At 40.7% G+C, this 21,132-nt stretch carries 26 protein-coding genes; 6 read left to right on the forward strand and 20 right to left on the reverse strand.

All coding sequences use genetic code 11. The features are described 5' to 3' along the window. Positions 1-530: 530 nt before the first annotated feature. The 7 genes from C7379_RS08900 to C7379_RS08930 all read right to left on the reverse strand — a co-directional run bounded on the left by C7379_RS08900 (position 531) and on the right by C7379_RS08930 (position 5,770). Positions 531-1,958 (reverse strand): DUF805 domain-containing protein, encoded by a 1,428-nt coding sequence (locus C7379_RS08900; protein WP_116617008.1) that lies wholly within the window; start codon positions 1,956-1,958, stop codon positions 531-533. A 24-nt stretch (positions 1,959-1,982) separates the two neighbouring features. Then, the gene (locus tag C7379_RS12975) at positions 1,983-2,600 is read right to left on the reverse strand and encodes a zinc ribbon domain-containing protein (RefSeq protein WP_243406763.1); all 618 of its coding nucleotides are present in this window, start codon (positions 2,598-2,600) and stop codon (positions 1,983-1,985) included. Next, positions 2,597-3,160: a zinc ribbon domain-containing protein gene (locus tag C7379_RS08910; RefSeq protein WP_116617009.1), complete on the reverse strand. Its 564-nt coding sequence runs from the start codon at positions 3,158-3,160 to the stop codon at positions 2,597-2,599. Before C7379_RS08910 ends, C7379_RS12975 begins: the two co-directional genes overlap by 4 nt. 96 nt (positions 3,161-3,256) lie before the next feature. Beyond that, on the reverse strand, positions 3,257-3,772 hold the full coding sequence (locus tag C7379_RS08915; RefSeq protein ID WP_116617010.1) for a hypothetical protein: 516 nt from the start codon (positions 3,770-3,772) through the stop codon (positions 3,257-3,259). Further along, positions 3,759-4,523, reverse strand: a complete 765-nt coding sequence (locus C7379_RS08920) for a hypothetical protein (RefSeq protein ID WP_133241884.1) — start codon at positions 4,521-4,523, stop codon at positions 3,759-3,761. The genes C7379_RS08915 and C7379_RS08920 overlap by 14 nt, the downstream gene beginning before the upstream one ends. Positions 4,524-4,655: 132 nt before the next feature. Continuing rightward, on the reverse strand, positions 4,656-5,267 hold the full coding sequence (locus tag C7379_RS08925; protein ID WP_116617012.1) for a hypothetical protein: 612 nt from the start codon (positions 5,265-5,267) through the stop codon (positions 4,656-4,658). Positions 5,268-5,278: 11 nt separating this feature from the next. Further along, positions 5,279-5,770 (reverse strand): hypothetical protein, encoded by a 492-nt coding sequence (locus C7379_RS08930; RefSeq protein ID WP_116617013.1) that lies wholly within the window; start codon positions 5,768-5,770, stop codon positions 5,279-5,281. 421 nt (positions 5,771-6,191) lie between these two features. Between C7379_RS08930 and C7379_RS08935 the strand changes: the two genes are divergently transcribed. After that, the gene (locus C7379_RS08935; protein WP_165815051.1) at positions 6,192-6,833 is read left to right on the forward strand and encodes a hypothetical protein; all 642 of its coding nucleotides are present in this window, start codon (positions 6,192-6,194) and stop codon (positions 6,831-6,833) included. A gap of 180 nt (positions 6,834-7,013) precedes the next feature. Here the strand turns inward: C7379_RS08935 and C7379_RS08940 are convergent, their stop codons facing one another. After that, entirely contained in the window at positions 7,014-8,759 is a 1,746-nt protein-coding gene (locus C7379_RS08940; protein WP_116617015.1) for a DUF4153 domain-containing protein, read from the reverse strand. A 1,322-nt stretch (positions 8,760-10,081) separates the two neighbouring features. On the opposite strand from C7379_RS08940, the gene C7379_RS08945 reads away from it, so the two are divergent. The 5 genes from C7379_RS08945 (at position 10,082) to C7379_RS08965 (ending at position 14,040) form a co-directional block, all read left to right on the forward strand. Next, positions 10,082-10,615 carry an outer membrane beta-barrel protein gene (locus C7379_RS08945; protein WP_116617016.1) on the forward strand — a complete coding sequence of 178 codons (534 nt, stop codon included), beginning with the start codon at positions 10,082-10,084 and terminating at the stop codon, positions 10,613-10,615. A gap of 109 nt (positions 10,616-10,724) precedes the next feature. Then, the gene (locus tag C7379_RS08950; RefSeq protein WP_133241885.1) at positions 10,725-11,366 is read left to right on the forward strand and encodes a hypothetical protein; all 642 of its coding nucleotides are present in this window, start codon (positions 10,725-10,727) and stop codon (positions 11,364-11,366) included. Positions 11,367-11,393: 27 nt separating this feature from the next. Continuing rightward, entirely contained in the window at positions 11,394-11,975 is a 582-nt protein-coding gene (locus C7379_RS08955; protein WP_133241886.1) for a hypothetical protein, read from the forward strand. Positions 11,976-12,482: 507 nt separating this feature from the next. Continuing rightward, a complete protein-coding gene (locus C7379_RS13210; protein ID WP_116617019.1) occupies positions 12,483-12,764 on the forward strand; it encodes a transposase in 282 nt (93 codons plus the stop codon). A 142-nt stretch (positions 12,765-12,906) separates the two neighbouring features. Beyond that, on the forward strand, positions 12,907-14,040 hold the full coding sequence (locus C7379_RS08965; protein WP_116617020.1) for a hypothetical protein: 1,134 nt from the start codon (positions 12,907-12,909) through the stop codon (positions 14,038-14,040). A gap of 155 nt (positions 14,041-14,195) precedes the next feature. Here the strand turns inward: C7379_RS08965 and rplQ are convergent, their stop codons facing one another. The 12 genes from rplQ to rplR all read right to left on the reverse strand — a co-directional run bounded on the left by rplQ (position 14,196) and on the right by rplR (position 21,129). Continuing rightward, a complete protein-coding gene (gene rplQ / locus C7379_RS08970; RefSeq protein ID WP_116617021.1) occupies positions 14,196-14,771 on the reverse strand; it encodes a 50S ribosomal protein L17 in 576 nt (191 codons plus the stop codon). Positions 14,772-14,846: 75 nt separating this feature from the next. Beyond that, positions 14,847-15,839: a DNA-directed RNA polymerase subunit alpha gene (locus tag C7379_RS08975; RefSeq protein WP_116617022.1), complete on the reverse strand. Its 993-nt coding sequence runs from the start codon at positions 15,837-15,839 to the stop codon at positions 14,847-14,849. A 12-nt stretch (positions 15,840-15,851) separates the two neighbouring features. Next, a complete protein-coding gene (gene rpsD, locus C7379_RS08980; protein ID WP_116617023.1) occupies positions 15,852-16,460 on the reverse strand; it encodes a 30S ribosomal protein S4 in 609 nt (202 codons plus the stop codon). 43 nt (positions 16,461-16,503) lie between these two features. Then, positions 16,504-16,893, reverse strand: coding sequence for a 30S ribosomal protein S11 (rpsK, locus tag C7379_RS08985; protein ID WP_036893627.1), 390 nt, complete (start codon positions 16,891-16,893; stop codon positions 16,504-16,506). A 20-nt stretch (positions 16,894-16,913) separates the two neighbouring features. Then, positions 16,914-17,294: a 30S ribosomal protein S13 gene (rpsM, locus tag C7379_RS08990; protein ID WP_116617024.1), complete on the reverse strand. Its 381-nt coding sequence runs from the start codon at positions 17,292-17,294 to the stop codon at positions 16,914-16,916. Between the two features lie 100 nt (positions 17,295-17,394). Then, positions 17,395-17,511: a 50S ribosomal protein L36 gene (gene rpmJ / locus C7379_RS08995; protein WP_116617025.1), complete on the reverse strand. Its 117-nt coding sequence runs from the start codon at positions 17,509-17,511 to the stop codon at positions 17,395-17,397. Positions 17,512-17,536: 25 nt separating this feature from the next. Continuing rightward, positions 17,537-17,755, reverse strand: coding sequence for a translation initiation factor IF-1 (gene infA, locus C7379_RS09000; protein WP_036893625.1), 219 nt, complete (start codon positions 17,753-17,755; stop codon positions 17,537-17,539). Between the two features lie 494 nt (positions 17,756-18,249). After that, positions 18,250-19,590 (reverse strand): preprotein translocase subunit SecY, encoded by a 1,341-nt coding sequence (gene secY, locus C7379_RS09010; protein ID WP_116617026.1) that lies wholly within the window; start codon positions 19,588-19,590, stop codon positions 18,250-18,252. A 2-nt stretch (positions 19,591-19,592) separates the two neighbouring features. Continuing rightward, a complete protein-coding gene (gene rplO / locus C7379_RS09015; protein WP_116617027.1) occupies positions 19,593-20,039 on the reverse strand; it encodes a 50S ribosomal protein L15 in 447 nt (148 codons plus the stop codon). A 32-nt stretch (positions 20,040-20,071) separates the two neighbouring features. Continuing rightward, complete coding sequence (rpmD, locus tag C7379_RS09020) at positions 20,072-20,248, reverse strand: 50S ribosomal protein L30 (protein ID WP_081935310.1); 177 nt, start codon at positions 20,246-20,248, stop codon at positions 20,072-20,074. A 17-nt stretch (positions 20,249-20,265) separates the two neighbouring features. Then, positions 20,266-20,778 (reverse strand): 30S ribosomal protein S5, encoded by a 513-nt coding sequence (rpsE, locus tag C7379_RS09025; RefSeq protein WP_116617028.1) that lies wholly within the window; start codon positions 20,776-20,778, stop codon positions 20,266-20,268. Between the two features lie 6 nt (positions 20,779-20,784). Further along, entirely contained in the window at positions 20,785-21,129 is a 345-nt protein-coding gene (gene rplR, locus C7379_RS09030; RefSeq protein ID WP_116617051.1) for a 50S ribosomal protein L18, read from the reverse strand. Between the last annotated feature and the right edge of the window lie 3 nt (positions 21,130-21,132).

Genomic DNA, 21,132 nt, shown 5'->3' on the forward strand with positions numbered 1-21,132 from the left:
CAATGCGCTAATTCCAATAAGAAGTGTGCTGCTACTCAAAAAGTTTACACGGAAACGCCAAAGAAAAAAGCGTTCGGGTATTCTATTGGGAAATTAAAATCCTATATTTGCCTACACCTTCTTTTTAGCCTAAACGCGTGAAATAATGTTGGATGCTTACATTTTTCTTGCGTATTTGCTGGTTTAAGGATTCTGTGTTACGATATAGTCTTGCTATCTCAGTACACTGCTGACTGAGATAATACACATAATCCGTATCTCTTCCATCATGTCTTGCAACACTTTCGACAAGTCCGCAACTTACTCTTTGACAAGTATAAAGGTGCGAAAATATATCTAATATGCAAGAATATATACCGCTTTTTTTAAAAGGTTATTGAGGGATGTTTTGCGGGAAATAAAAGATAGAGGTAAAGTGGTTTTTACTATCGCTGAATAGTTACAAATGAGAAATATTCTGTTAATTGATATCAAATATTTGACCCTAATTGGCATTATATCGAGATATGTCTTTTTGGCTCATCCGTCCCTTACTCAGCCATGTCCGGGTCATCAATTAGGTATTGACGTAAACTGGCTTTAAGCGATGGCATTCCCTCTGTTCCGATGTCGTCCATTTTCCAGTCAGAATTTTCCTGTCTCATGGTGACATGAGCTATTCGAACAGGATGAGATTTAAATGGCGGATCAATAATTTTTACTCGAACATGTGCGACGTTATCACCATTAGAGTCTTGACTTAGATCTACGTTTTCCACTTCCGCTCGTATATCGTAGGAATAGTCTTGAGCTTGCATGAAAAGATCAGAATCGATGAAGCCAGACTCGTGTTGATGGTAGATCTTATCGTACTCCATTACTTTGTTCCAAAGCTCCTTCAGAATATCGGTACTATAAGCGTTGATGGTTACATCTTGGTCAAGAGAATTGAAAGCAGTCTTATACATTTCCAATACTGCTCGCTTAACATCATCTTTCATATCAGATGCACCCATGTCATATGTGTCATCAGAAACGGCAACGGAATCTACTAATGCAAGGGAATCTGATGCTTCTGTATTATTTGGGGCTGTAGTCATGTTATCCAATGGCGTTGTTCCGTTGCTGGAAATCATAACTCCTATTCTTAAAGCACTAGAGAAAATTAATATTGCCATGACTATCCAAAAAATGAGATCTGTATCGGATCGTACCACGAAATTTCGGTCTTCTTCATTCGTTATTTCTTCTTTCTTACAATATAGGACGAGAAGCCATATCGCTCCAATCACCGGAATGACACTTATCAAGATCCACCACCCACTCTTGTTGATAGAGTGCAATCTGCGAACCTGCAAAGCGATTGACGGGATAGCAAGTACTAATGAAACCATACTTGTGATGACGAAGAACCAATCACCTAAGATTATATCTACTGCAACAGCCCCTATCAATACGAGCATGTAGTATAAGTACGCTAACCAGAAACGCTCACGACCTATGGTAGAGCTGAAATCAAGATACTTCCCTATGAACTGCTTAACAAAGTAGTTGTTGAAATATCCTTCCTTGATGTCATCATTAAGATCTGTATCATCATCGGTATTGTTCGTATCATCAGGTGAAAGAAGAGTGCCGGTGACAGGTGTCGGCTGTGAAGTGGATGTCGTGACATTTCTCTCTGTACCCTCATGTTCGTCCATGACAATTGGGGTAGACTTGGTGACAGGCGATGGTTGTCCTTGCTGTTCTTCCCTCTCGTGAGGGATGCTCGTGCCATTCTGCAAGGGTTCGTTGCAATGTGGACAGACCGTTGTATTCTCCGGAATAAGTTCAGAACAAGCCGGACAGGGTATCATCTTTACCGGTTCTTCCTTTTCCGCTTTCTCCGTAAGCCATTCTCCGCAATATCTACATTTCTTGGCGACGGCTTTTATTTCTTCACCACAATAGGGACATGTCTTAGTCTTATCATTCATTTTGAAAGTATTTATTTAGAATTGTTAATTATTTAATAGTTTGTCATAGAACTCCTTTCCTCCATCCTTTGTGAGCATGAAGTCATCCCAATCTACACTTGCGAAAGTCATTCCTAATACGCCAAAACCGACATCAATACCATCGGGATGTTGATTATTCACTATAGAGACCGTATTCCAGAACCAATGCTTCTCTATGTTAATGGTATTATATTGATTGAAGGTTTTATCTATACCTTCATTAATCGTTTCTGTATCTAATGCCATGGCGCCTAATGTTCCTAACCCTGGAATGAGTAAATCGCCCCAGGAGGCAACCTCGTCTTGTACAGCTTCATGAACTCCGTCTAAAACTTTGTTATAGAGTCTAACCTCATTAGGTATTGTAAAATGTGCAATGATTAAAAAAACAACTATCCAGAATGCTTTTGCAAAGAAACTGGTAATCATATTCTTCACCTCAGGATCCATTTCATCAGAATCTGCATCTTCATACACCGGCTCAGGTGTTACTGGTTCTGTGTTAGGGTTTGGCTGAGATATGACAACATCCTTAATCAGCCATTCTCCACAATGCTTGCATTTTTTAGCTGTCGCAAGAATTTCCTCTCCGCAATAGGGACATCTTTTGGTACTGTTCATAATTCGTCAAATTTACTGTGGAACGCCGGTAAATGGAATAACAAGGCAACGACGCCGGCAACAAGTCCACCTGTCATGTCATAAACTGCATAGCCAATACAAAACCATGTGGCGATAGCGCCCAGACAATAAACGATTCTAAGTATCTGAAAACTCATCAGCATCGTAAATATAAAGTAAGCTATCAGAGCTTGCCACCATTTCCAATCATAGACGTACCATAACAAACCGCCTAACAGCAAGGATTCGGCCGACAACAAACAGCCCGTTATGGAAGAATAGCCTTCAACAACTTCTTCTAAAGTCTCATTGCCTTCGTCATCATTATCTGCAGGAACAGAAGCAGGCTGAGGGGCGAGGGCGCCAGTCTTTATGTCGTAGGCTTTCCTGTCTTTGTAACTAAACCAAGTTCCGCAATGCTTGCATTTTTTCGCATCAATGTTAACCCATTCGTCGCAGGCAGGGCACTTCTTCTCAAGCCAGTTTCCACAATGCTTGCATTTTTTAGCTGTTGCCAGAATTTCAGAGCCACAGTATGGACAAATTTTTGTTTCTTCCATATTCTATATAATTCGTATAAGCCTCAGACTCCCGCCCTACATCGTTTTATTGTAGGCAGGAAGTACTGAAGCGTGATTATGGATTTTGAAGACAGCTTACTCGTCTCCCAAGACATTCAGTTCGTAGGTAGGATAGATACCTTCACCATCTATCGTCACATTTTTGCCTTCCACCTTAATATTACATTCTCTTGGCTCCGAATAACCTTGCATAGCAGCATTGACAATTTCCTCATACTTTGCGTCTTGATTGGTTACAGAGGCGCCGTCGGTATCGAAAGTAAAGATTATCTTACCATCTGATATTTTCCACTTAAATGGAATATCAATCTCTTGATCCCCATTACTATAGACGGCAGACTCCATACCGGTTCCATCTTCATCCAGCACACAGTGCCAGCCTTCAAAATCCCCTGTGGAAGTATAGATACCAGCTATCCCAGCCGACTGTGCTTCCGTTTCGGCAGAGGATTGGACAGTGTCAACCCCTTTGGCAGAATTAGTCTTCTTAGAATTACATGAGACAATTGTTAGCGATGCAATAATTGCAATTGACAGAATACTTAGTTTTTTCATAATTAAATTATTTTGATTAGGATTAATATGTTTCATATTTAATAGCGTCCCGCATATATTTATATTGCAACCAGCTAAAACCGAATGAAATTAATGCGAAAAAGAACTTATATACTTCCTCGTCTTCAACCATAAAAGCAACTATAACTAAAGATGTCACACCGAACACAATGGATGCCAGCAACACTATGCCAATTTTCTTGATACTGCCTTCATACTTAGTAATCAGCACGATACTAAAGGCTACTTCTATCAGGCTAAAGATTAGTATCAAGACATCCACAACTTCAACATCTTCGATAATTCCAAACAAGGATAGCGCTATGGACAGAATAACAAAAACAGTCTGTGGGCGACCGATTATCTCAAGACGCTTCATGACCCCGTACCAAAGTCCTACGGCGCCAACCGCTTCTATAATTGACGCTATCGTCGCATTGATACCGATTGATTGGATTAAGGAAAGCACAAAGAAAACGAATCTAAACTTCCCCCCTCCATGTAAATCTCTTGAGATGTAAGGACAAACCGCTAAAGAATAGAGCAATGCGCCAGTTATGGCTATGAAGAATGATATTTGCGCGATTCCCTTAATATCTTCACTTAAAACCCTTGGCTCAGTGTCCTCAGTGTCATTAGGTTTAGGCGTTGGCCCAGGCCTCTGCGCCGATACTGTTGGGCTAACGCCTGGCTTAGGTATAAGCCATTGCTTGCAATGCTTGCACTTTTTCGCCGATTCTATGATATATTCACCGCAAAAAGGGCATTGTTTTAAATTTTCGACCATACGTTTCCAGTATATATTTTTAAGACTCACTTGAACTATTATGAGAGCCCCATCAAGAAAGTAACATTGCATAGTTCTATCAAGACAGAACTCTTTAGAATAAGAATTAAATAATAGAGCCTTTAATTGCTATTAGTTTTGTTTATAATAATGGTATTCTTCCTGTTCACTGTCTTTAAAAGACATACTATTACCATTTATCTCCAGATCAGAATATTGATAGGATTCATCTTTCTTGCAGTGATAATAATTGAACATGTCAGAGTAACAGCTTTTCTGAATTAGCTTTTCCAACTCATTTTTTTCTGCCACCAAATCTAAAAGATCACTACTGAGCACTTCATAAGGAGAGTAATGAACTTTTAGGCTCTTTTCCTCGACTGCGACCCGAAGCGTGGAGACATCATAGCTGACATATAGGTCGCCTGCTATAATTTCCCATTTCCCCTCAACATAAGAATCTAAAACATAATCGTAGGTGTCGTCTCCATATTCGTAATTTTTAGATATATATCTTTTAGTTTCAACCAAGGTTCCGGATGTGTCATCATTATTTCCCTTTTTGAATACCAAAGTCTCATTTACACTATCAACACTCTGGTCATTGGAGGTTAAATTATATTGTGTGTTCCAAGTTCCTTGAATGGCCTCTGACAGTCTATCGTCGTCACATGAAGAGAATAGAGCGGACAACAAGACAAGAATGAAAAAACCACAGTGATTTGGGATAGATACTCTATTCATAGGTAAAATGATTATTGTCCTTCAAGTGCAGATTGAAATATTGCCCCCAACTCTTCGATAGCTGTTTCATCAAAAAATATAGAGCCACCCATACGCAGCAAACCCACCACTCGGTCATTGACAATGAGCTGATGCCCCAAATAGGCCGATCCGAAGGCATGATCATGATGGCCAATGGCCAGTGAGGACACTTCTGATAATGGGAGAGAACCTTTATCGGATAAGGCAACCAAGCCACTCAAGAAGGAATCCTTCACACATTTATAGTACAAAGTCTTATCCGTAATCATTAATCCAGACCAGCCATACCCTTTAAATGACCCAGGAATCTTATCATTTACGATAAGGAGAGGTTGCTCGTTTTTACAACCATCAGCATAACGGTTGCAATGTTTTTCAATTAATTCTGACGTTATGGCGTCACCAACATAAACGTTCTTGCTAATTTTTTTACCAGACGATAAATACTTCTGAATGGCATTTTTCAAACTCAGTTCATTCATAGCTTTAATTTGATGATAATTATTAATAAAGAGTTAAATAGTATGCTATCATGATTTTCAGCTATGCCCGAATAATAAATGAGGTGTGGACCCTAATCCACACTTTCTCAAAGTAAGGCTCTGGTAAAACCCAATAACAAAGAAAACATGAAAGAGGAATCCACACCCTATGCAGGTGTGAACTCGCCCAGACATATCTTTGTTCAATGTTATTAGTTTGAATTTACCAGATTCTACTTTTTGAACATCGATATCCGAACGGGAACACAAGCACTTCTTGTGACTATTCATTTGCAAATATATATAATATTTGTATAACAAACAATAATTTTCAAAGAAAAGAGTGTGGATATTCCTCATTTCGTTTATTCAAAACATCTTTGCAAAGATATGATAGAAAATCTTCCACAAACAATAATTTATGGTTCAAGTTGGTTCAAATAATAAGTTTAAGAATGGTAAACTATTTATTTTATGTATTTTTGTAAAGAATATGGATAAACAACAATTAATATCAACTCTGCTCGCTGAAGTTGAGCGTAAAATAGGTAGGACACTTAGGACACCAACAGATTTCCAATACCTTTCATTACAAATAAGTAAAGAGGGTAAGGGCTATGAATCTTTAAGTATATCAACAATAAAGAGATTGTACAAATATATCAACTCAAGCCATGAACCAAGCCAGCAGACTTTAACTATCTTAGCGCACTTTATTGGTTACAAAGACTGGGATACATTTAGAAAATTCCAATCAACACTTGCAAAACAAACATCAGGCTTTCTATCAAATATAGATGATGTCTTGACCAAAACAAAGATAGGTGACACATTGTATATACAGTGGAATCCCAATCGCAAAATCAAAGTACAGAATCAAGGATCGCGTAGAGTAATTGTTATTGCCTCAGAGAATAGCCAACTTATAGTAGGCGATAGTTTTAAGTTATCAGAAATAAAAAACGACAAACCACTATTAGCAACTGACTTTATCAGAGATGGCATGTCAATGCCAGATTACATCATGGGCCGCAATGATGGTGTAAACGTTTACTTAGAATAAGTTACTCAGAATATTTCTGGTTTAATTTGATTCAAAATTCTACCAGACTCCTTAGTAATGTTACCCATTAGAATCCAATATTGGCGAACCCTCAATCAACAACATGATGCGCCGCTCACACCCGTGGAAGCATCCTTGAGGCTGACTTGGTTAGGCACATTCCATGACCATTGCCGTGCGCTATTTCACGAAGACCGTACCTTGCCATTGCATGTCGACAAAGTCTTCGCCATAGGATAGGTACAGGTAAGTGATGACAAGCTGTGTCTGTTTGCCGGTGGCAGTCATGCAGAACTTACCTTTGCCATTTACCTTTCGTTCAATCTCCGTCAAACTCATTTGGTAATGGTCTGTCAGTGTTTTCCCATTCAGTTGATATTTCATGGTCACAAGTAGTTTGTCGCCCTCAACTTTAACGTCTTTCCCCGGAGGATATTGATCGATGTTCTGAAAATAACGGTAACCCGGCGGAATGGGCAACAGGATTTTTTCTTCGTGTTCGTCGCTGATGAGCCTGTTTTCGGGTATGGATGTCGAAGAGCTACCTGCCATTGGCTGCCCGTACATCTTTTCTACTTGATAGTCGGTGAGGAGATACTCGGGGTTGATGATGTCCTCAATGGCTTGTCTGCCGTATCTGCTGTTCAGGTAGTTCAGCTTACCCGCAAGGCTTTTCGCTTGTTGGTATCCTACCTGTTTCAATAATGTTGTATACGTTTTACAGCTTATCGGAAACTTGGACATGTTGTGCTTGGCCAACAATTCGCGTACCTGTTTTTGCAAACGGTTGTGGGTATAACTTGATACGTTTACCGGAAACACAGACACCAGCAACAGGATGGCGACAAAACTCCATGCCACCCACATCACCTTGCGCGACCGGCAGGCAATGAGACCTATGCAGACAGCGTAGCACCAAAGGTTGAACAACAGCAGGTACAGACGCTGTATCGTCACGCCATAGTCGGAGAAACGGCGGCCAATGCCTACCGACATCAGCACCAGTAACGGCAGTACGATGATGGGAAGATAGCGAACCGCCATACGGTCTACCGGCTTTACTTGGTCTTGCTGGTGAATAGGATAGAGCAAGAACAGAATGATGACGGTGAGTAACATGAGCACCGAAACCAATGTAGAAACCCATCCGTTGGGCAATTCCCAGATAACGAGTATCTTTCCGGCATAGAGATAAAGCGTAATGACGTAAGCTAAGTGTAGCGGAATGAGCAGGTGGTGGATGATGCCGTTGCCAAATTTGTGTTGCAGCCAGTTGTATTGATTGTATTTCTGTTCGCCTTTCGGCAACTGGAACATGAATAACAACGGAGCCACCAGCGTGAAACACACGATAGCCGTGTCGACATGGAGGGTTTCCTCTATGTCCATGTTAAACAGATACTTAAACGACTGTATCAGTAACAAGATACCCAAGAAGAGAACAAGGGACGTGAGAGCGGCGATGATGCCGCTTCCCATGAGCTTGATGAGGAAATTAATGGCTGGACGGTCGCTCGCTTGTTGCGCGAAAGGCAGTGTGAACCAGCCCACGAGCATCGCGCCTACGCATGTGCCGGCGGCGATGCTTTGCCCGATGGACAGTTCGTATTCAGTGGCCCAATAGATACACAGAGCCAGCCAAATGGCATGTATGGCACCTTGCCATCCCCATTTTTTGAGCCGCTGACACATGTTCTCCGTCCATAGGTGGAGTGTCAAAGACAAAACGGTGGCCGTGAGTGGATAGAACATGAGGAAGAATTCGAAGCCTTTCATCTCTCCGCCATTGCTCAAATCGTGATTGAGGTACATCAGCGATAGGCATGAGGCAATGGTGAAAAACAGGGTTAGCGGAAATCTCCGCACAATGCTTTGCAAACCTTCTTTCCAGTGTTGGAATACGTCTTTAGAAATGAAATGTGCCATTGCTCGTCTTGGGGTTTGATTAATATCGCAAATCTACTATAAAATATAGGTTACGCCAAATGTCTTTTGATAAAAATGATTAATTTTGTCATCCCAACGTTTTTCCCTTTTCCTCTCCGTCGCAGTCCCTGTGATGTTGATGGGCTGGAAAGGCACAACCAAAAGCTTATACAATTCAGAACTATTGCAAGAAGAAGTGAGCCTCGTTTTCTTGTGTCATGAAAAAATCACAAAAACAAGAGGGTCGACACATGCCCTGTTAGAAGCGGAATGATGAGACGACGGGCCATTTTTTGCGACCGCACCAATCATCACAGCATGCGCGCTTTGCGATTAAAGTCTATTGGCGCCGCGTTTGGACCGTAAAGGGGCGTCGTTTCGGACTTGATCGTCCAACGGGTAGGCACTAAACGCATGGCGAATAAGCACTAATGGCACTATTAATTCTTTCTTTTATCCACCCTTTTACATCGAAAAACTCATATTTATCTATAAAACAGCAATTTACTAAACATTGACAAAAATCGCATATTTGGGAGCTTTCACCCAACGAGTTGTAAATACGCAAAAATTAAAGGCATGTTTGTCAGCTATTTTCAACAGTTTATTTTCGCATCACAAAAACATGCATCACGATGTGGCGCACATCAAAATGACAGGAAGATTGCCTCAAGATAGAGTTTACGAAGTCACGAGGGAGGTAATGCAAATAAAAAAAGCAAAAAAAAATAAAACGTTATACTTCAAAACATCCAAACAGATATTTTATGAACCTATTTCTTAAATTTGCACTTGATGGTTGTTTAATGGTTGACAAAGACTATGCTCGCGGGAAGCAAGAACCAAGTTTTGGCAGCCTAAGAACTATTTTTTTGGAAAGCGCGAGCTAAAATTCGTCCATCCAAGAGCTAAAATTTGCCCTTATTCCTCTCTATTTCGCAAATTTTCAAAACACAAATTTCCTGTGATATTTCTTTACTCTTCACTGCTGGCAAAAGGTAAGGTTTATGACCTGAAAGCTTTTTGCTAATATACCGAACGAGCAAATTTTCAAAACCCCCTCTTCCCTCTCGCCGCACTCAAAAGTAAATAATTTTTGGATTTTATTCAAAAAAAAGGAGAAAAGTATTGCTTATTTAGAGAAAAAAAATTACCTTTACATGAATAAAACTATAAACTATGAATCAAGGTAATGGCGACATAGACAAACAGCGTGTAAGCGTCTGTATTTTAAAGTAATCGCCACTTACATGCCTTTTTCGTCATCTGTGTGACCAAAATTTATATTTTTCTATATGCTTAAATTATTAAATTACTAAATTATGAAGAAGTTTTTATTATTCTCTCTGTTAATTCTTTCGACATACATGCCGGCAAATGCCCAGCTGAAAGTCGACTTCGGAACATTCTCTATTGGTGCCACGGCTAACCTCGGAGTTAGCAGCGACTACACAAATGCAGGCGTGGGACTGAGTATACAGAAATTTTTTGGCGATCAATTCAGGGCAAATGTCAACGGCAACTATTTCCTGCGTAACAACAGCCTGAGCATTATCGAGTTCGGAACCGACTTCCATTATGTCTTCCCTCTCACCAAGAAGCTGGGCGTTTATCCCATTGCCGGCATGGGGTATTCCATTTTGAATGTGAAAGGAAAATATCCCGACCTGTTGAAAATACCAGGAGCTGACCCAAGCGATGCCGATGAAACGGAAGGCAAAATATACTTAAATGCAGGTGCAGGCTGCGAATACTACATCAACGAGTCGTTGAAAGTCTTCGGCGAAGCGAAGTATCACTACGTTAGCGACTTCGGTCGCGCCCTCATCACTGCAGGCGTTGCCTATGTGTGGTGATTTGGGTTAAACGAAAATAGGCTAAAAGGATCCTACAAACATAGAAAATCCTAACGACTGATTTGGGATAAAATGAAAGAATAAAAACAATATATAAACATTTGAAATTATGAAAAAATCAACATTATTATTGTTTGCCTTGGTTACCGTTTTCATGTTCTCCGGCTGCGAAATCTACAGTATTGTGAAGGACATCACCGACAAAGAGGAAGGACGCATTACCACCACCGACGGCAAAGTACTCACTGGCAGGGTGGAGATGCCTAATGCCAACACTAAGAAACTCACCATCGTGACCGCCGACAAACAGAAGACGGTGCTTAATTGTGAGAACATCAAGGAGCTGGTAGTTTGGAAAAAGACCCACACAGACATAAAGCACGTTCTCCAGTATCTGCCATCCCACAAGTTAACAAATCCTAAAAAAGTGCGCAAACCACTATGGATGGCATTGCTTACGAGCGGTCCCTATCTCAAAATTTATGGCTGCAGCTTCAATTATTCCATTCCTTCGAACGGCGTACTGAAGATAACAAGCGTAAAGGGAGGCGACATCATGTACTTTGCACTGAAGAAAGGCGAAACTGTTCCTTACGGAATTTTTAATACCGGCCATAGCAAACGTGATGCGAAAGAGCGTTTCCAAGAATACCTGAGCGACGACCCGGTGCTCTGCAAGAAGCTGAAAGACGCGGAGATAAATCCGCTCGAATACGAAACAATAGCCCAAGAGTATAATCCTAATCGGTAGGCACATGCCGCAGACCGAATTGATGTTATGACTACTCACATATCATTAAGAAAGATAAGACTGTCGCTGCTGTTTGCGGCGGCAGTGTTTTTCAGCAGCGAACTGAAGGCTCAGATCATTCATATCGACCTGACCGGCGGAATGCAATATTTCCCATCGATGACGAAAAAGATAGGTTGGGACTACAATTTGGGCGGTCGTCTGATCCTCAATGATAAGTGGTTTCTCGGCACAATCATTCACGGCGGTTTCAGCAGAGGTCTCTACGACGGCTTCTATGCCAGTGAACCGGCAAAGATACAGCACGATCGCTATGCAATTTTGTTTGGCATCGGTCCTGGATATGCGCACACTCTCTCCGACGGACTGCGTGCCACTGCTCAGCTGCTTGGCGGCTGGGGTTCCATAGAAACCATTGGCAACCCCAAACAGAAGGTGGTGGATGAAATAGAAGGGGACACTTTTAAGGGATTCTCTGCCGCCGCCGTGGTAGGCATTGAGAAGGAATTAAACGGTCCGACAGTAGGAGTTAATGTCACCACGCATTATATCGACGGCAAGATAATGCCCTCGCTGAACTTGAAGATAGGCTTTGACTTCGTGCTCTGACGTGCTGAACGTAGGCTGTTAAAGGCAGACCGAAACGGAGGAACTATAAAGTCGGGACAGACAATAAACCCAAATCTGTCATTAGGACGCGAGATGTCCCTCTTTCTTTATTTGCACTATGCTATTCTTCATCTTTGCATCTTCTTTTGCCTCTTTTCCTCCAACTTCTTGGTTGTTTAGCCCGCTAAACGCCCTCGAAGTTAAATGAAAATAGACTAAAAGAATATTGCAAATATCGAAAATCCTAACGACTGATTTGGGATAAATCGAGCAAGCCCATAGGAAACATGCTGCTCCTATGGGCTTTTCATTTTCTCTTAAAACAATACTGTCCTAAAAAAAGTGTGTAAGATCCCATTAAAGTCTTATCTTTGTAATTATTAAAAAAAATAAAAGACAAAGGACCTTACACATTTACAAATTTTGGAAATATTTCCAAAGAGACTTAAAGAGAGTCTGGGTATTGCTCTCTGATGAGCAAAATTATTAATTCTCTGACATACCGGAATAGAGAACACCGTGTGCTCGACCTTTCCTTTTGCTCGACACCAGTTCTGTGTGGATCATTTCAAGCGGAATGCGCTCGTTGCAGTGAGTCATAAATACAAGCTACAGATGAGCCGAGAACTCAATGAACTCTTCGAAATGGAAGATTCTTCTTGCATATGTGCGCATGGTTACGATAAATTGACTATCTTTACCAAACGTTGGGGCAGTCGCTATCCGAGTATCAAACGCTTAAAGCATGAGCGCAACGCAGTCTACTTCACTTATCTATTCTTAGTATAGGCGAATGATCTACACCACGAATTGGATAGAGCACTTGAACCGATGTTACAAGCGAGTGCTGGAGATAAGGAACTCTATGCCATAAATGGTCTATTGACTTTTGAGGAAAATTGTTTTGGACAGAAGTGATTTGATAAATAAAATGAATAAAAGAATTTCTATCATCATTGTTTGCCTGTTTTTATCTGCGCATTTATTCGCGCAGAGGCTTTTTGTGCTGTGGGATAAAATAAATGACATTCCTGTAAGCAGGGCCAGTGTCTACACAATTTGCCAAGGGAAAGTGAAAAGCACATTCAGTGACCAACAGGGACGCGTGAGCTTGGATTTCACTTTTGACAGCCTTATAATATCACATATTAACTATCAGAAAGTATGCGTGAGGACACTACCTGACACGTTGTTTCTGCAGCAGATGACACGAACGCTCTCAGAGATCGTGGTGAATTTTGCAGGGGAGCCTGCTTGGATCAGGCCGATGCTGAAGAATTTTGTCAAGCAGAAAGCAGCAAAATATAGGAACGATGGAGTGCAAAAGTATTACTACGAGACACAGAATATCGGTAATGCGATGTTGTACCATTTTGCGAGTAAAGGGCTGGTAAGAAAGAACGAATTATTTGAAATCCATCCCATGGAGAGCATCATAACTTTTAAGGATCAAACCGCAGGGTGTGATTACAGCAATCTGAAAAATACGCTTTATCATGATTTTGTTTCTGATATGGACGAGAAATTCGTAAAAGAACATATATTTTATATAGATGAGCTGACAGAAGGATTAGGGGATAATGTAGCGAAAATTCTATTCAAGTCAAAAAAAGAATGGAAAGATTCGGGCTTTTTATGTATAGACACGATAATGAATGTAATACTTAGAGCTAAAAGATCCATGGGATTGGAGTACAACATGAAGAACCGAACAAATGCCTTTGTACGATCAACAGTTAATGTTTTTTACGGACATAAGTACAAAGATTGGCAAATAGACATAGAGGTGGAGTATCAGCAGTTAGGAAATTCTTACTATCTAAGCAGTTGCCAATATGCCAATTACATATGGGAACAGTTTGACAGCAAAAAGAGGAAAGGAGAGAATGTTTACAGCGTGACATCCATTTATAAAGCAAAGCCGTATCAAGAAAAATCCATAGGCGAAAAGACGGCGTATCTTATACTACCTAAGCCTTTTGCGATGAAGATCATTATGAGTAAAAAAGAAACAAAACAAGAGGAAAGTCTACAAAATATAAAGAAAGATTATCGTATCTATTGAAATGCCGTAACCAAGCGATAACCTTTTACTAATGACTAAAAAAAATCTCCAACTCTTATGAGTTGGAGATTTTATATATGAGAGATTTTATAACTAATCTATCGTTATCTTATTTGTAAACAATGCCTATACCGGAAGCATCCTTATCCTGCGGATTATTTCTCCTTGCTATCGGCAGTTTTTGCCGTTGGCTCTTCGGCATCCGAAGTAGTAGTTTGAGGCTTTTCCTCAGGTTTCGGAGTCTTGGTCTTAACAGGCTCTGTTTTATTTTCGATAGCAGCCGTGTCTACAACATTCTCGCTATCAGCAGACTTCTTGCTACGACGACTACGACGTGTCTTCTTCTCGGCCTTTGGTGTCTTGGCCATATTCTCGTCAAAATCGACAAGCTCGATGAAAGCCATCTCAGCGGCGTCACCCAAACGAGTGCCTAATTTGATAACACGAGTATAGCCTCCAGGACGATCCGCAACTTTTTCGGATACAGCTCCGAAGAGTTCCTTAACAGCATACTTGTCTTGCAAATAGCGGAACACTACACGACGACTTGTTGTTGTATCGTTTTTGGAACGCGTAATCAATGGCTCTACATATTTTTTAAGAGCTTTAGCCTTAGCGAGGGTCGTAGTGATTCTTTTGTGCATGATCAAGCTGCATGCCATGTTAGAAAGCATGCTGGCTCGATGAGATGCAGTACGGCCCAGATGATTAAATTTTTTGTTATGTCTCATTTTTTTGTTACTTGTTGAGGACAATCATATCCGTATTCACAATGAAAGGTCACGCCTCATAAATGAAATACGATTTTATTCTTTGTCCAATTTGTATTTTGAAATATCAGTTCCAAATGATAGATTCAGACTCTCAAGCAAATCATCAAGCTCTGAGAGCGATTTCTTACCAAAATTGCGGAACTTCAAGAGATCGGTCTTATTATACTGTACAAGGTCGCCAAGTGTTTCCACATCGGCAGCTTTCAGACAATTAAGCGCACGAACACTAAGATTTAAATCAATCAACTTAGTCTTAAGTAATTGACGCATATGAAGCACTTCTTCATCAAACTCTTGGTTGCCATCTTGATCTGGATTTTCTAATGTAATCTTTTCGTCAGAGAACAACATGAAGTGATGAATAAGTATCTTTGCTGCTTCTTTGAGAGCATCTTTAGGATGTATGGAACCATCCGTAGTGACTTCTAAACAAAGCTTATCGTAATCGGTTTTTTGCTCAACACGAGTGGGCTCTATTTTATATTTCACATTACGGATAGGGGTGTAGATAGAATCAATGGGAAGTACATTTACATCTGTGCAGAACTGACGGTTCTCATCTGCGAGAACATATCCACGACCTTTGTTGATAGTGAGATCAATCTGCATAGATGCCTTGGAGTCTAAATGACAAATCACCAAATCAGGATTTAACACTTCAAATCCAGTCAGATACTTACCAATATCACCTGCTTTGAATTCTGTGGAATTCTCTACGGTGATACTAACTTTCTCGTTCTCGAATTCTTCTACTACTTGTTTGAATCGAACTTGTTTGAGATTCAAAATGATGTTGGTTACATCTTCCTTTACACCCGGCACAGAAGAAAATTCATGCTCAACGCCTGCAATGCGCACAGTATTGATAGCAAAACCTTCTAAGGATGAAAGGAGGATGCGGCGCAAGGCGTTACCAATGGTAACACCAAAACCTGGCTCAAGAGGTGAGAACTCAAACTTTCCCAAACACTCTGTTGCCTCCAGCATCACAACTTTATCAGGTTTTTGAAATGCTAATATCGCCATTAATTTAATGATTTATTGTTTAGAGTACAACTCTACGATTAATTGTTCCTTTATATTCTCGGGGATATCCTCACGCTCGGGTATATGCAAAAATTTGCCACTCTTGGTATGCTCATCCCACTCAACCCAAGGATACTTGCTATGATTGAAACCCGCAAGAGCCTCACTCACGACTTCGAGAGATTTTGACTTCTCACGAACACCAATAACCTGACCTGGCTTAACGGAATATGAAGGAATTCGAACAACTTGCCCGTCTACGATGATGTGTTTGTGATTAACTAACTGACGCGCAGCAGCACGAGTTGGGGCAATGCCCAAGCGGTAAACAACATTATCCAAACGACTCTCAAGAAGTTGGAGAAGCACTTCACCTGTAATGCCGCCACTTTTAGCCGCCTTAACAAACAGGTTGCGGAATTGACGCTCTAATACACCATAAGTGTATTTTGCTTTTTGTTTCTCCGCAAGCTGGAGACCATACTCAGACTGTTTGCGGCGACGATCATTTCCATGTTGCCCTGGAGGAAAATTACGCTTAGCGAGTACCTTATCCGGACCGAAAATGGGTTCGCCGAAACGGCGTGAAATTCGAGATTTAGGACCTATATATCTTGCCATAATATTTTATTATTTTAATCTATTGTATTTTGAATACACACTACTATACACGACGGCGTTTCGGAGGACGACATCCGTTGTGTGGAAGTGGAGTAACATCAATAATCTCCGTCACCTCTATTCCTGCCCCATGTACGGCACGAATAGCACTTTCACGACCGTTACCTGGCCCTTTGACATAAGCTTTCACTTTACGCAAGCCTAAACCATAAGCTACCTTGGCACAGTCCTCTGCCGCTACCTGAGCTGCATAGGGAGTATTCTTTTTGGAACCACGAAATCCCATCTTACCAGCTGATGACCAAGAAATAACCTGACCCTCACTATTGGCAAGTGATACAATGATATTATTGAATGAACTATGAACATGAAGCTGTCCCATTGCGTCCACTCTTACGTTTCTCTTTTTAGATGTTGCTTTTGTTTTTGCCATAATTAATTTCCTCCTATAAATTACTTAGTAGCCTTTTTCTTGTTAGCAACAGTCTTCTTTCTACCCTTACGGGTACGAGCATTATTCTTTGTGCTCTGTCCGCGAACGGGAAGACCATTACGATGACGAACGCCACGATAGCAGCCTATGTCCATCAAACGCTTGATACTCATTTGTATCTCCGAACGGAGATCACCTTCTACTTTGTAGCCTGCGCTGATAATTTCACGGATTTTAGCTGCTTGGTCATCTGACCATTCACTGACTTTAAGGTCACGGCTCACGCCGGCTTGATCCAATATCTTTGCTGAACTACTTCGACCTATACCATAAATATAGGTCAATGCGATTTCGCCACACTTGTTTTGGGGCAAATCTACTCCAACAATTCTTATTGCCATTTGTTGATTGAATAAAAAAATTAAATGTTTAATTTGTCAAAAATCACACAAAGTTACTAATTAATTGTCGCAATTAGTTCCTTTTTGTTAAATTTTAACATTAACCCTGGCGTAATTTGAACTTAGGGTTTTTCTTGTTAATGACGAACAGACGACCTTTTCGACGAACAATCTTACAGTCAGGTGTACGCTTCTTTACTGATGCTCTTGTCTTCATATCCTTAAGCTATCTATTAATTATTTTATTTGTATCTGAACTCTATTCTCCCCTTAGTCAAATCATAGGGGCTCATAGCCACCTTCACCTTGTCTCCGGGAAGAATTTTTATGTAATGTAAACGCATCTTGCCAGAAATATTCGCGATTATTTGAACTCCATTTTCAAGCTCAACACGGAACATAGCATTGGAAAGATTTTCTATTACTGTACCATCTTGTTCTATTGCAGACTGTTTTGACATAAATATTAATTTCCTTCTTGTTTTTCTTTTTCCTCAAACGTTGATAAAATCTCAGCACGACCTTTTCTGACTGCTTTTGTGTGCTCAAAAAGAGCAGATAGTTTTGCTATATTGTGTTACAATGTCCCACTTATTAGAAAGCATCAAAACTTTGCGAGTACTACCCCATCATCACCAATGTCACTTTAGCTATACACATTCCTGCTTTAAGCATTATGCCACTGCATCAAGTTCCATAATTAGTAACCTTGTTAACAGATATGTAAATGGAGTCATGAAAAGAACCTCCGTATGGATTGGAAAATTCTTACATGTTGGCTCGGCTTCATGATCACGAGTATACTGCTCAGCAATTCTGTTAAGTTGAAGTGTCGTAACACCTGGCCTTATATATCGTCCTACCTCCGCTATTGTAGCACCTACTAACTGGTTTGCCTTTACATAAGGTTAATTTCATCTTCTGTCTTCAGAGAGGTCTTCATCCAAAAGAGAAATTAATAGGCACTAACAGTGCCCCCTTGCCGAGTACGACCAGAATTTAACAGTCCGTCATAGTGACGCATAAGGAGGTAGCTCTCAATTTGCTGAAGAGTGTCGATGACAACACCTACAGTGATCAGCAATGATGTACCACCAAAGAACTGTGAAAATGCACTTTGAACATCCAAAAGTCCCGCAAGAGCTGGCATAACTGCTATAAACGCTATGAACAATGAACCAGGCAAAGTTATACGCGACATAACAATATCAATGTAATCTGCTGTATCCTTTCCAGGTTTAACACCCGGAATGAATCCATTATTACGCTTCATATCTTCAGCCATCTGAGTTGGATTTAGGGTGATGGCTGTATAAAAATATGTAAAAGCCACAATTAGGATAACATACACGACATTATACAACAAACTTCTATTGTTCATCATGTCTCTAACCCACCAAGATGCTCCTTCCGCTTGATATTGAACTATTGCCAAAGGAATAAACATCAAAGCCTGAGCAAAGATAATGGGCATCACATTTGCAGCGAAAAGTTTTAGAGGGATATACTGGCGAGCACCACCATACTGCTTATTGCCTACCAATCGCTTTGCATATTGCACTGGGATCTTTCTTGTTCCTTGAACTAAAAGGATAGCGGCACACACAACAGCGTAGAGGATGAGTATCTCAACGATAAACATCACAAGTCCACCACCAGAAATAGCCGTAAATCGTGATGTCATCTCTTGCACGAACGCCTGTGGCAATCGAGCAATAATACCAAGCATAATGATAAGAGATATGCCATTTCCAACTCCTTTGTCTGTAATACGCTCACCCAACCATAGAATGAACATACTTCCTGCTGCAAGGATAATTGTTGCCGGGATCATAAATACGCTCCAAGAAATACCACTGGCTAAAGCACCACTGGCTTGCATCTTCAAGTTAATAAGATAACTCGGAGCCTGAAACAGTAGAATAGCTACTGTAAGAATACGAGTATACCACTGTATTTTTTTCCGGCCACTTTCTCCTTCACGCTGCATTTTTTGAAAATAAGGTACAGCGACAGCAAGAAGTTGCATAACAATAGAAGCTGAGATATAAGGCATAATTCCAAGCGCAAATATAGATGCGTTAGAAAATGCTCCACCAGAGAACATGTCAAGCAGTGACATCAAGCCACCCGCCGTTTGCGACTGTAATTGGTCAAGTTTAGCTGGATCGATGCCTGGTAATACAACAAAAGATCCAAAACGGTATATAGCCGTAAACAAAAGAGTGACGAGAAGTCGCTGACGCAAATCCTCCACTCTCCAACAGTTCTTTAGTGTCTCTATTAACTTTTTCATTGTTAAATTATAGTTGTTTTTCCACCAACAGCTTTAATAGCCTCTTCCGCAGATTTTGAGAAAGCGTTAGCTTCTACTTCAAGTTTTGCTTTCAACTCACCATCTCCAAGTATTTTGACAAGTTCCCTACCATTGGTTATGCGTGCATCAACAAGCTCCGCGATGCCAATCTTAGCAAGGGATTTCTCTTCTGCCAATTTCTGAAGAACGGAAAGATTAATAGCCAAATATTCCTTATGGTTAATGTTCTTAAAACCAGATTTTGGAACACGACGTTGCAAAGGCATCTGTCCTCCTTCAAATCCGATCTTTCTTTTATAACCAGAACGAGACTTGGCCCCCTTGTGTCCACGGGTAGAGGTGCCACCCAGGCCTGAGCCGGTGCCACGACCTATACGACGACGTGAATGAGTAGAACCCTCTGTTGGTTTCAAATTATTTAGTTTCATGATTTCGTCTGAATTATCTGAATTAAAACTTATTACTTGACTACTTCCACCAAATGGTGAACTTTGCGAACCATCCCTAAATTACTGGGAGTATCGTCTATTTCAACTACCTGAGAAATCTTACGTAGTCCTAAAGAACGAAGTGTCTTTTTCTGATCAACAGGATAACCAATGGCGCTCCTTATCTGCTTTACTTTAATAGTTGACATTGTGTATTTCTCCTTGATTAACCGTTAAACACTTTATCCATTGTAACTCCACGCTCACCAGCTATTTGATAGGCATCACGCATTTCCGCTAATGCTTTTATAGTGGCCTTAACAAGGTTATGAGCATTTGTAGAACCTTTAGATTTAGCTATCACATCAGTAATACCAGCGCTCACCAATACAGCACGCATAGCACCACCGGCCTTCAGTCCAGTACCTTCTGCTGCAGGTTTAAGAAGCACTTGAGCTCCACCATATTTTACCTCAACTTCATGAGGTACTGTACCCTTAAGGACAGGAACCTGAACTAAATTTTTCTTAGCGGCCTCAGTGCCTTTAGCTATTGCAGCAGTAACCTCACCAGCTTTTCCCAAACCATAGCCAATAACACCTTTGCCATCACCTACTACGACAATGGCAGCGAAAGTGAAGGTACGACCACCCTTTGTAACTTTTGTTACACGGTTAATAGCAACTAAACGGTCTTTTAATTCTGTGTCACTATTTATATTTACTTTATTCATTGCCATATTCGTTTAAAAATTAAGACCAGCTTTACGTGCCGCATCAGCAAGTGCCTGCACACGACCATGATAAAGATATCCATTTCTGTCAAAAACAACGGATTCTACTCCTGCGGCTTTAGCTTTCTGAGCAATCATTTCTCCAACCTTTTCGGCTTGCTCACTTTTGGGGAGTTTCTCCATTCCAAGAGATGACGCACAAGCCAAAGTATTACCCTCTAAATCATTAATGATCTGAGCATATATTTGCTTGTTTGAGCGGAAAACGCTAAGACGTGGTCGCTCTGCTGTTCCATTAACATTCTTACGAATACGGAACTTTATCTTAATTCGTCTTTGTTCTTTCTTTGTTGTCATAAT

The sequence above is a fragment of the Hallella colorans genome (genome assembly GCF_003096815.1).
Classification (GTDB): domain Bacteria; phylum Bacteroidota; class Bacteroidia; order Bacteroidales; family Bacteroidaceae; genus Prevotella; species Prevotella colorans.

Excerpts from the sequence above, each read along its gene's own strand:
- rpsE (WP_116617028.1), bottom strand. The coding sequence starts at position 20,778 with ATGGCAATGAATAAAGTAAATATAAATAGTGACACAGAATTAAAAGAC.
- rpsK (WP_036893627.1), bottom strand. The coding sequence starts at position 16,893 with ATGGCAAAAACAAAAGCAACATCTAAAAAGAGAAACGTAAGAGTGGAC.
- rpmD (WP_081935310.1), bottom strand. The coding sequence starts at position 20,248 with ATGTCAACTATTAAAGTAAAGCAGATAAGGAGCGCCATTGGTTATCCT.
- C7379_RS12975 (WP_243406763.1), bottom strand. The coding sequence starts at position 2,600 with ATGAACAGTACCAAAAGATGTCCCTATTGCGGAGAGGAAATTCTTGCG.
- rplQ (WP_116617021.1), bottom strand. The coding sequence starts at position 14,771 with ATGAGACATAACAAAAAATTTAATCATCTGGGCCGTACTGCATCTCAT.
- C7379_RS08940 (WP_116617015.1), bottom strand. The coding sequence starts at position 8,759 with ATGGCACATTTCATTTCTAAAGACGTATTCCAACACTGGAAAGAAGGT.
- rplO (WP_116617027.1), bottom strand. The coding sequence starts at position 20,039 with ATGAAACTAAATAATTTGAAACCAACAGAGGGTTCTACTCATTCACGT.
- C7379_RS08920 (WP_133241884.1), bottom strand. The coding sequence starts at position 4,523 with ATGGTCGAAAATTTAAAACAATGCCCTTTTTGCGGTGAATATATCATA.
- rpmJ (WP_116617025.1), bottom strand. The coding sequence starts at position 17,511 with ATGAAGACAAGAGCATCAGTAAAGAAGCGTACACCTGACTGTAAGATT.
- C7379_RS08965 (WP_116617020.1), top strand. The coding sequence starts at position 12,907 with ATGAATAAAAGAATTTCTATCATCATTGTTTGCCTGTTTTTATCTGCG.
- C7379_RS08975 (WP_116617022.1), bottom strand. The coding sequence starts at position 15,839 with ATGGCGATATTAGCATTTCAAAAACCTGATAAAGTTGTGATGCTGGAG.
- C7379_RS08930 (WP_116617013.1), bottom strand. The coding sequence starts at position 5,770 with ATGAATGAACTGAGTTTGAAAAATGCCATTCAGAAGTATTTATCGTCT.
- C7379_RS08945 (WP_116617016.1), top strand. The coding sequence starts at position 10,082 with ATGAAGAAGTTTTTATTATTCTCTCTGTTAATTCTTTCGACATACATG.
- C7379_RS08950 (WP_133241885.1), top strand. The coding sequence starts at position 10,725 with ATGAAAAAATCAACATTATTATTGTTTGCCTTGGTTACCGTTTTCATG.
- rpsD (WP_116617023.1), bottom strand. The coding sequence starts at position 16,460 with ATGGCAAGATATATAGGTCCTAAATCTCGAATTTCACGCCGTTTCGGC.
- C7379_RS08910 (WP_116617009.1), bottom strand. The coding sequence starts at position 3,160 with ATGGAAGAAACAAAAATTTGTCCATACTGTGGCTCTGAAATTCTGGCA.
- secY (WP_116617026.1), bottom strand. The coding sequence starts at position 19,590 with ATGAAAAAGTTAATAGAGACACTAAAGAACTGTTGGAGAGTGGAGGAT.
- C7379_RS08915 (WP_116617010.1), bottom strand. The coding sequence starts at position 3,772 with ATGAAACATATTAATCCTAATCAAAATAATTTAATTATGAAAAAACTA.
- C7379_RS08955 (WP_133241886.1), top strand. The coding sequence starts at position 11,394 with ATGACTACTCACATATCATTAAGAAAGATAAGACTGTCGCTGCTGTTT.
- infA (WP_036893625.1), bottom strand. The coding sequence starts at position 17,755 with ATGTCAAAACAGTCTGCAATAGAACAAGATGGTACAGTAATAGAAAAT.
- C7379_RS08925 (WP_116617012.1), bottom strand. The coding sequence starts at position 5,267 with ATGAATAGAGTATCTATCCCAAATCACTGTGGTTTTTTCATTCTTGTC.
- C7379_RS08935 (WP_165815051.1), top strand. The coding sequence starts at position 6,192 with ATGGTTCAAGTTGGTTCAAATAATAAGTTTAAGAATGGTAAACTATTT.
- rplR (WP_116617051.1), bottom strand. The coding sequence starts at position 21,129 with ATGACAACAAAGAAAGAACAAAGACGAATTAAGATAAAGTTCCGTATT.
- rpsM (WP_116617024.1), bottom strand. The coding sequence starts at position 17,294 with ATGGCAATAAGAATTGTTGGAGTAGATTTGCCCCAAAACAAGTGTGGC.
- C7379_RS08900 (WP_116617008.1), bottom strand. The coding sequence starts at position 1,958 with ATGAATGATAAGACTAAGACATGTCCCTATTGTGGTGAAGAAATAAAA.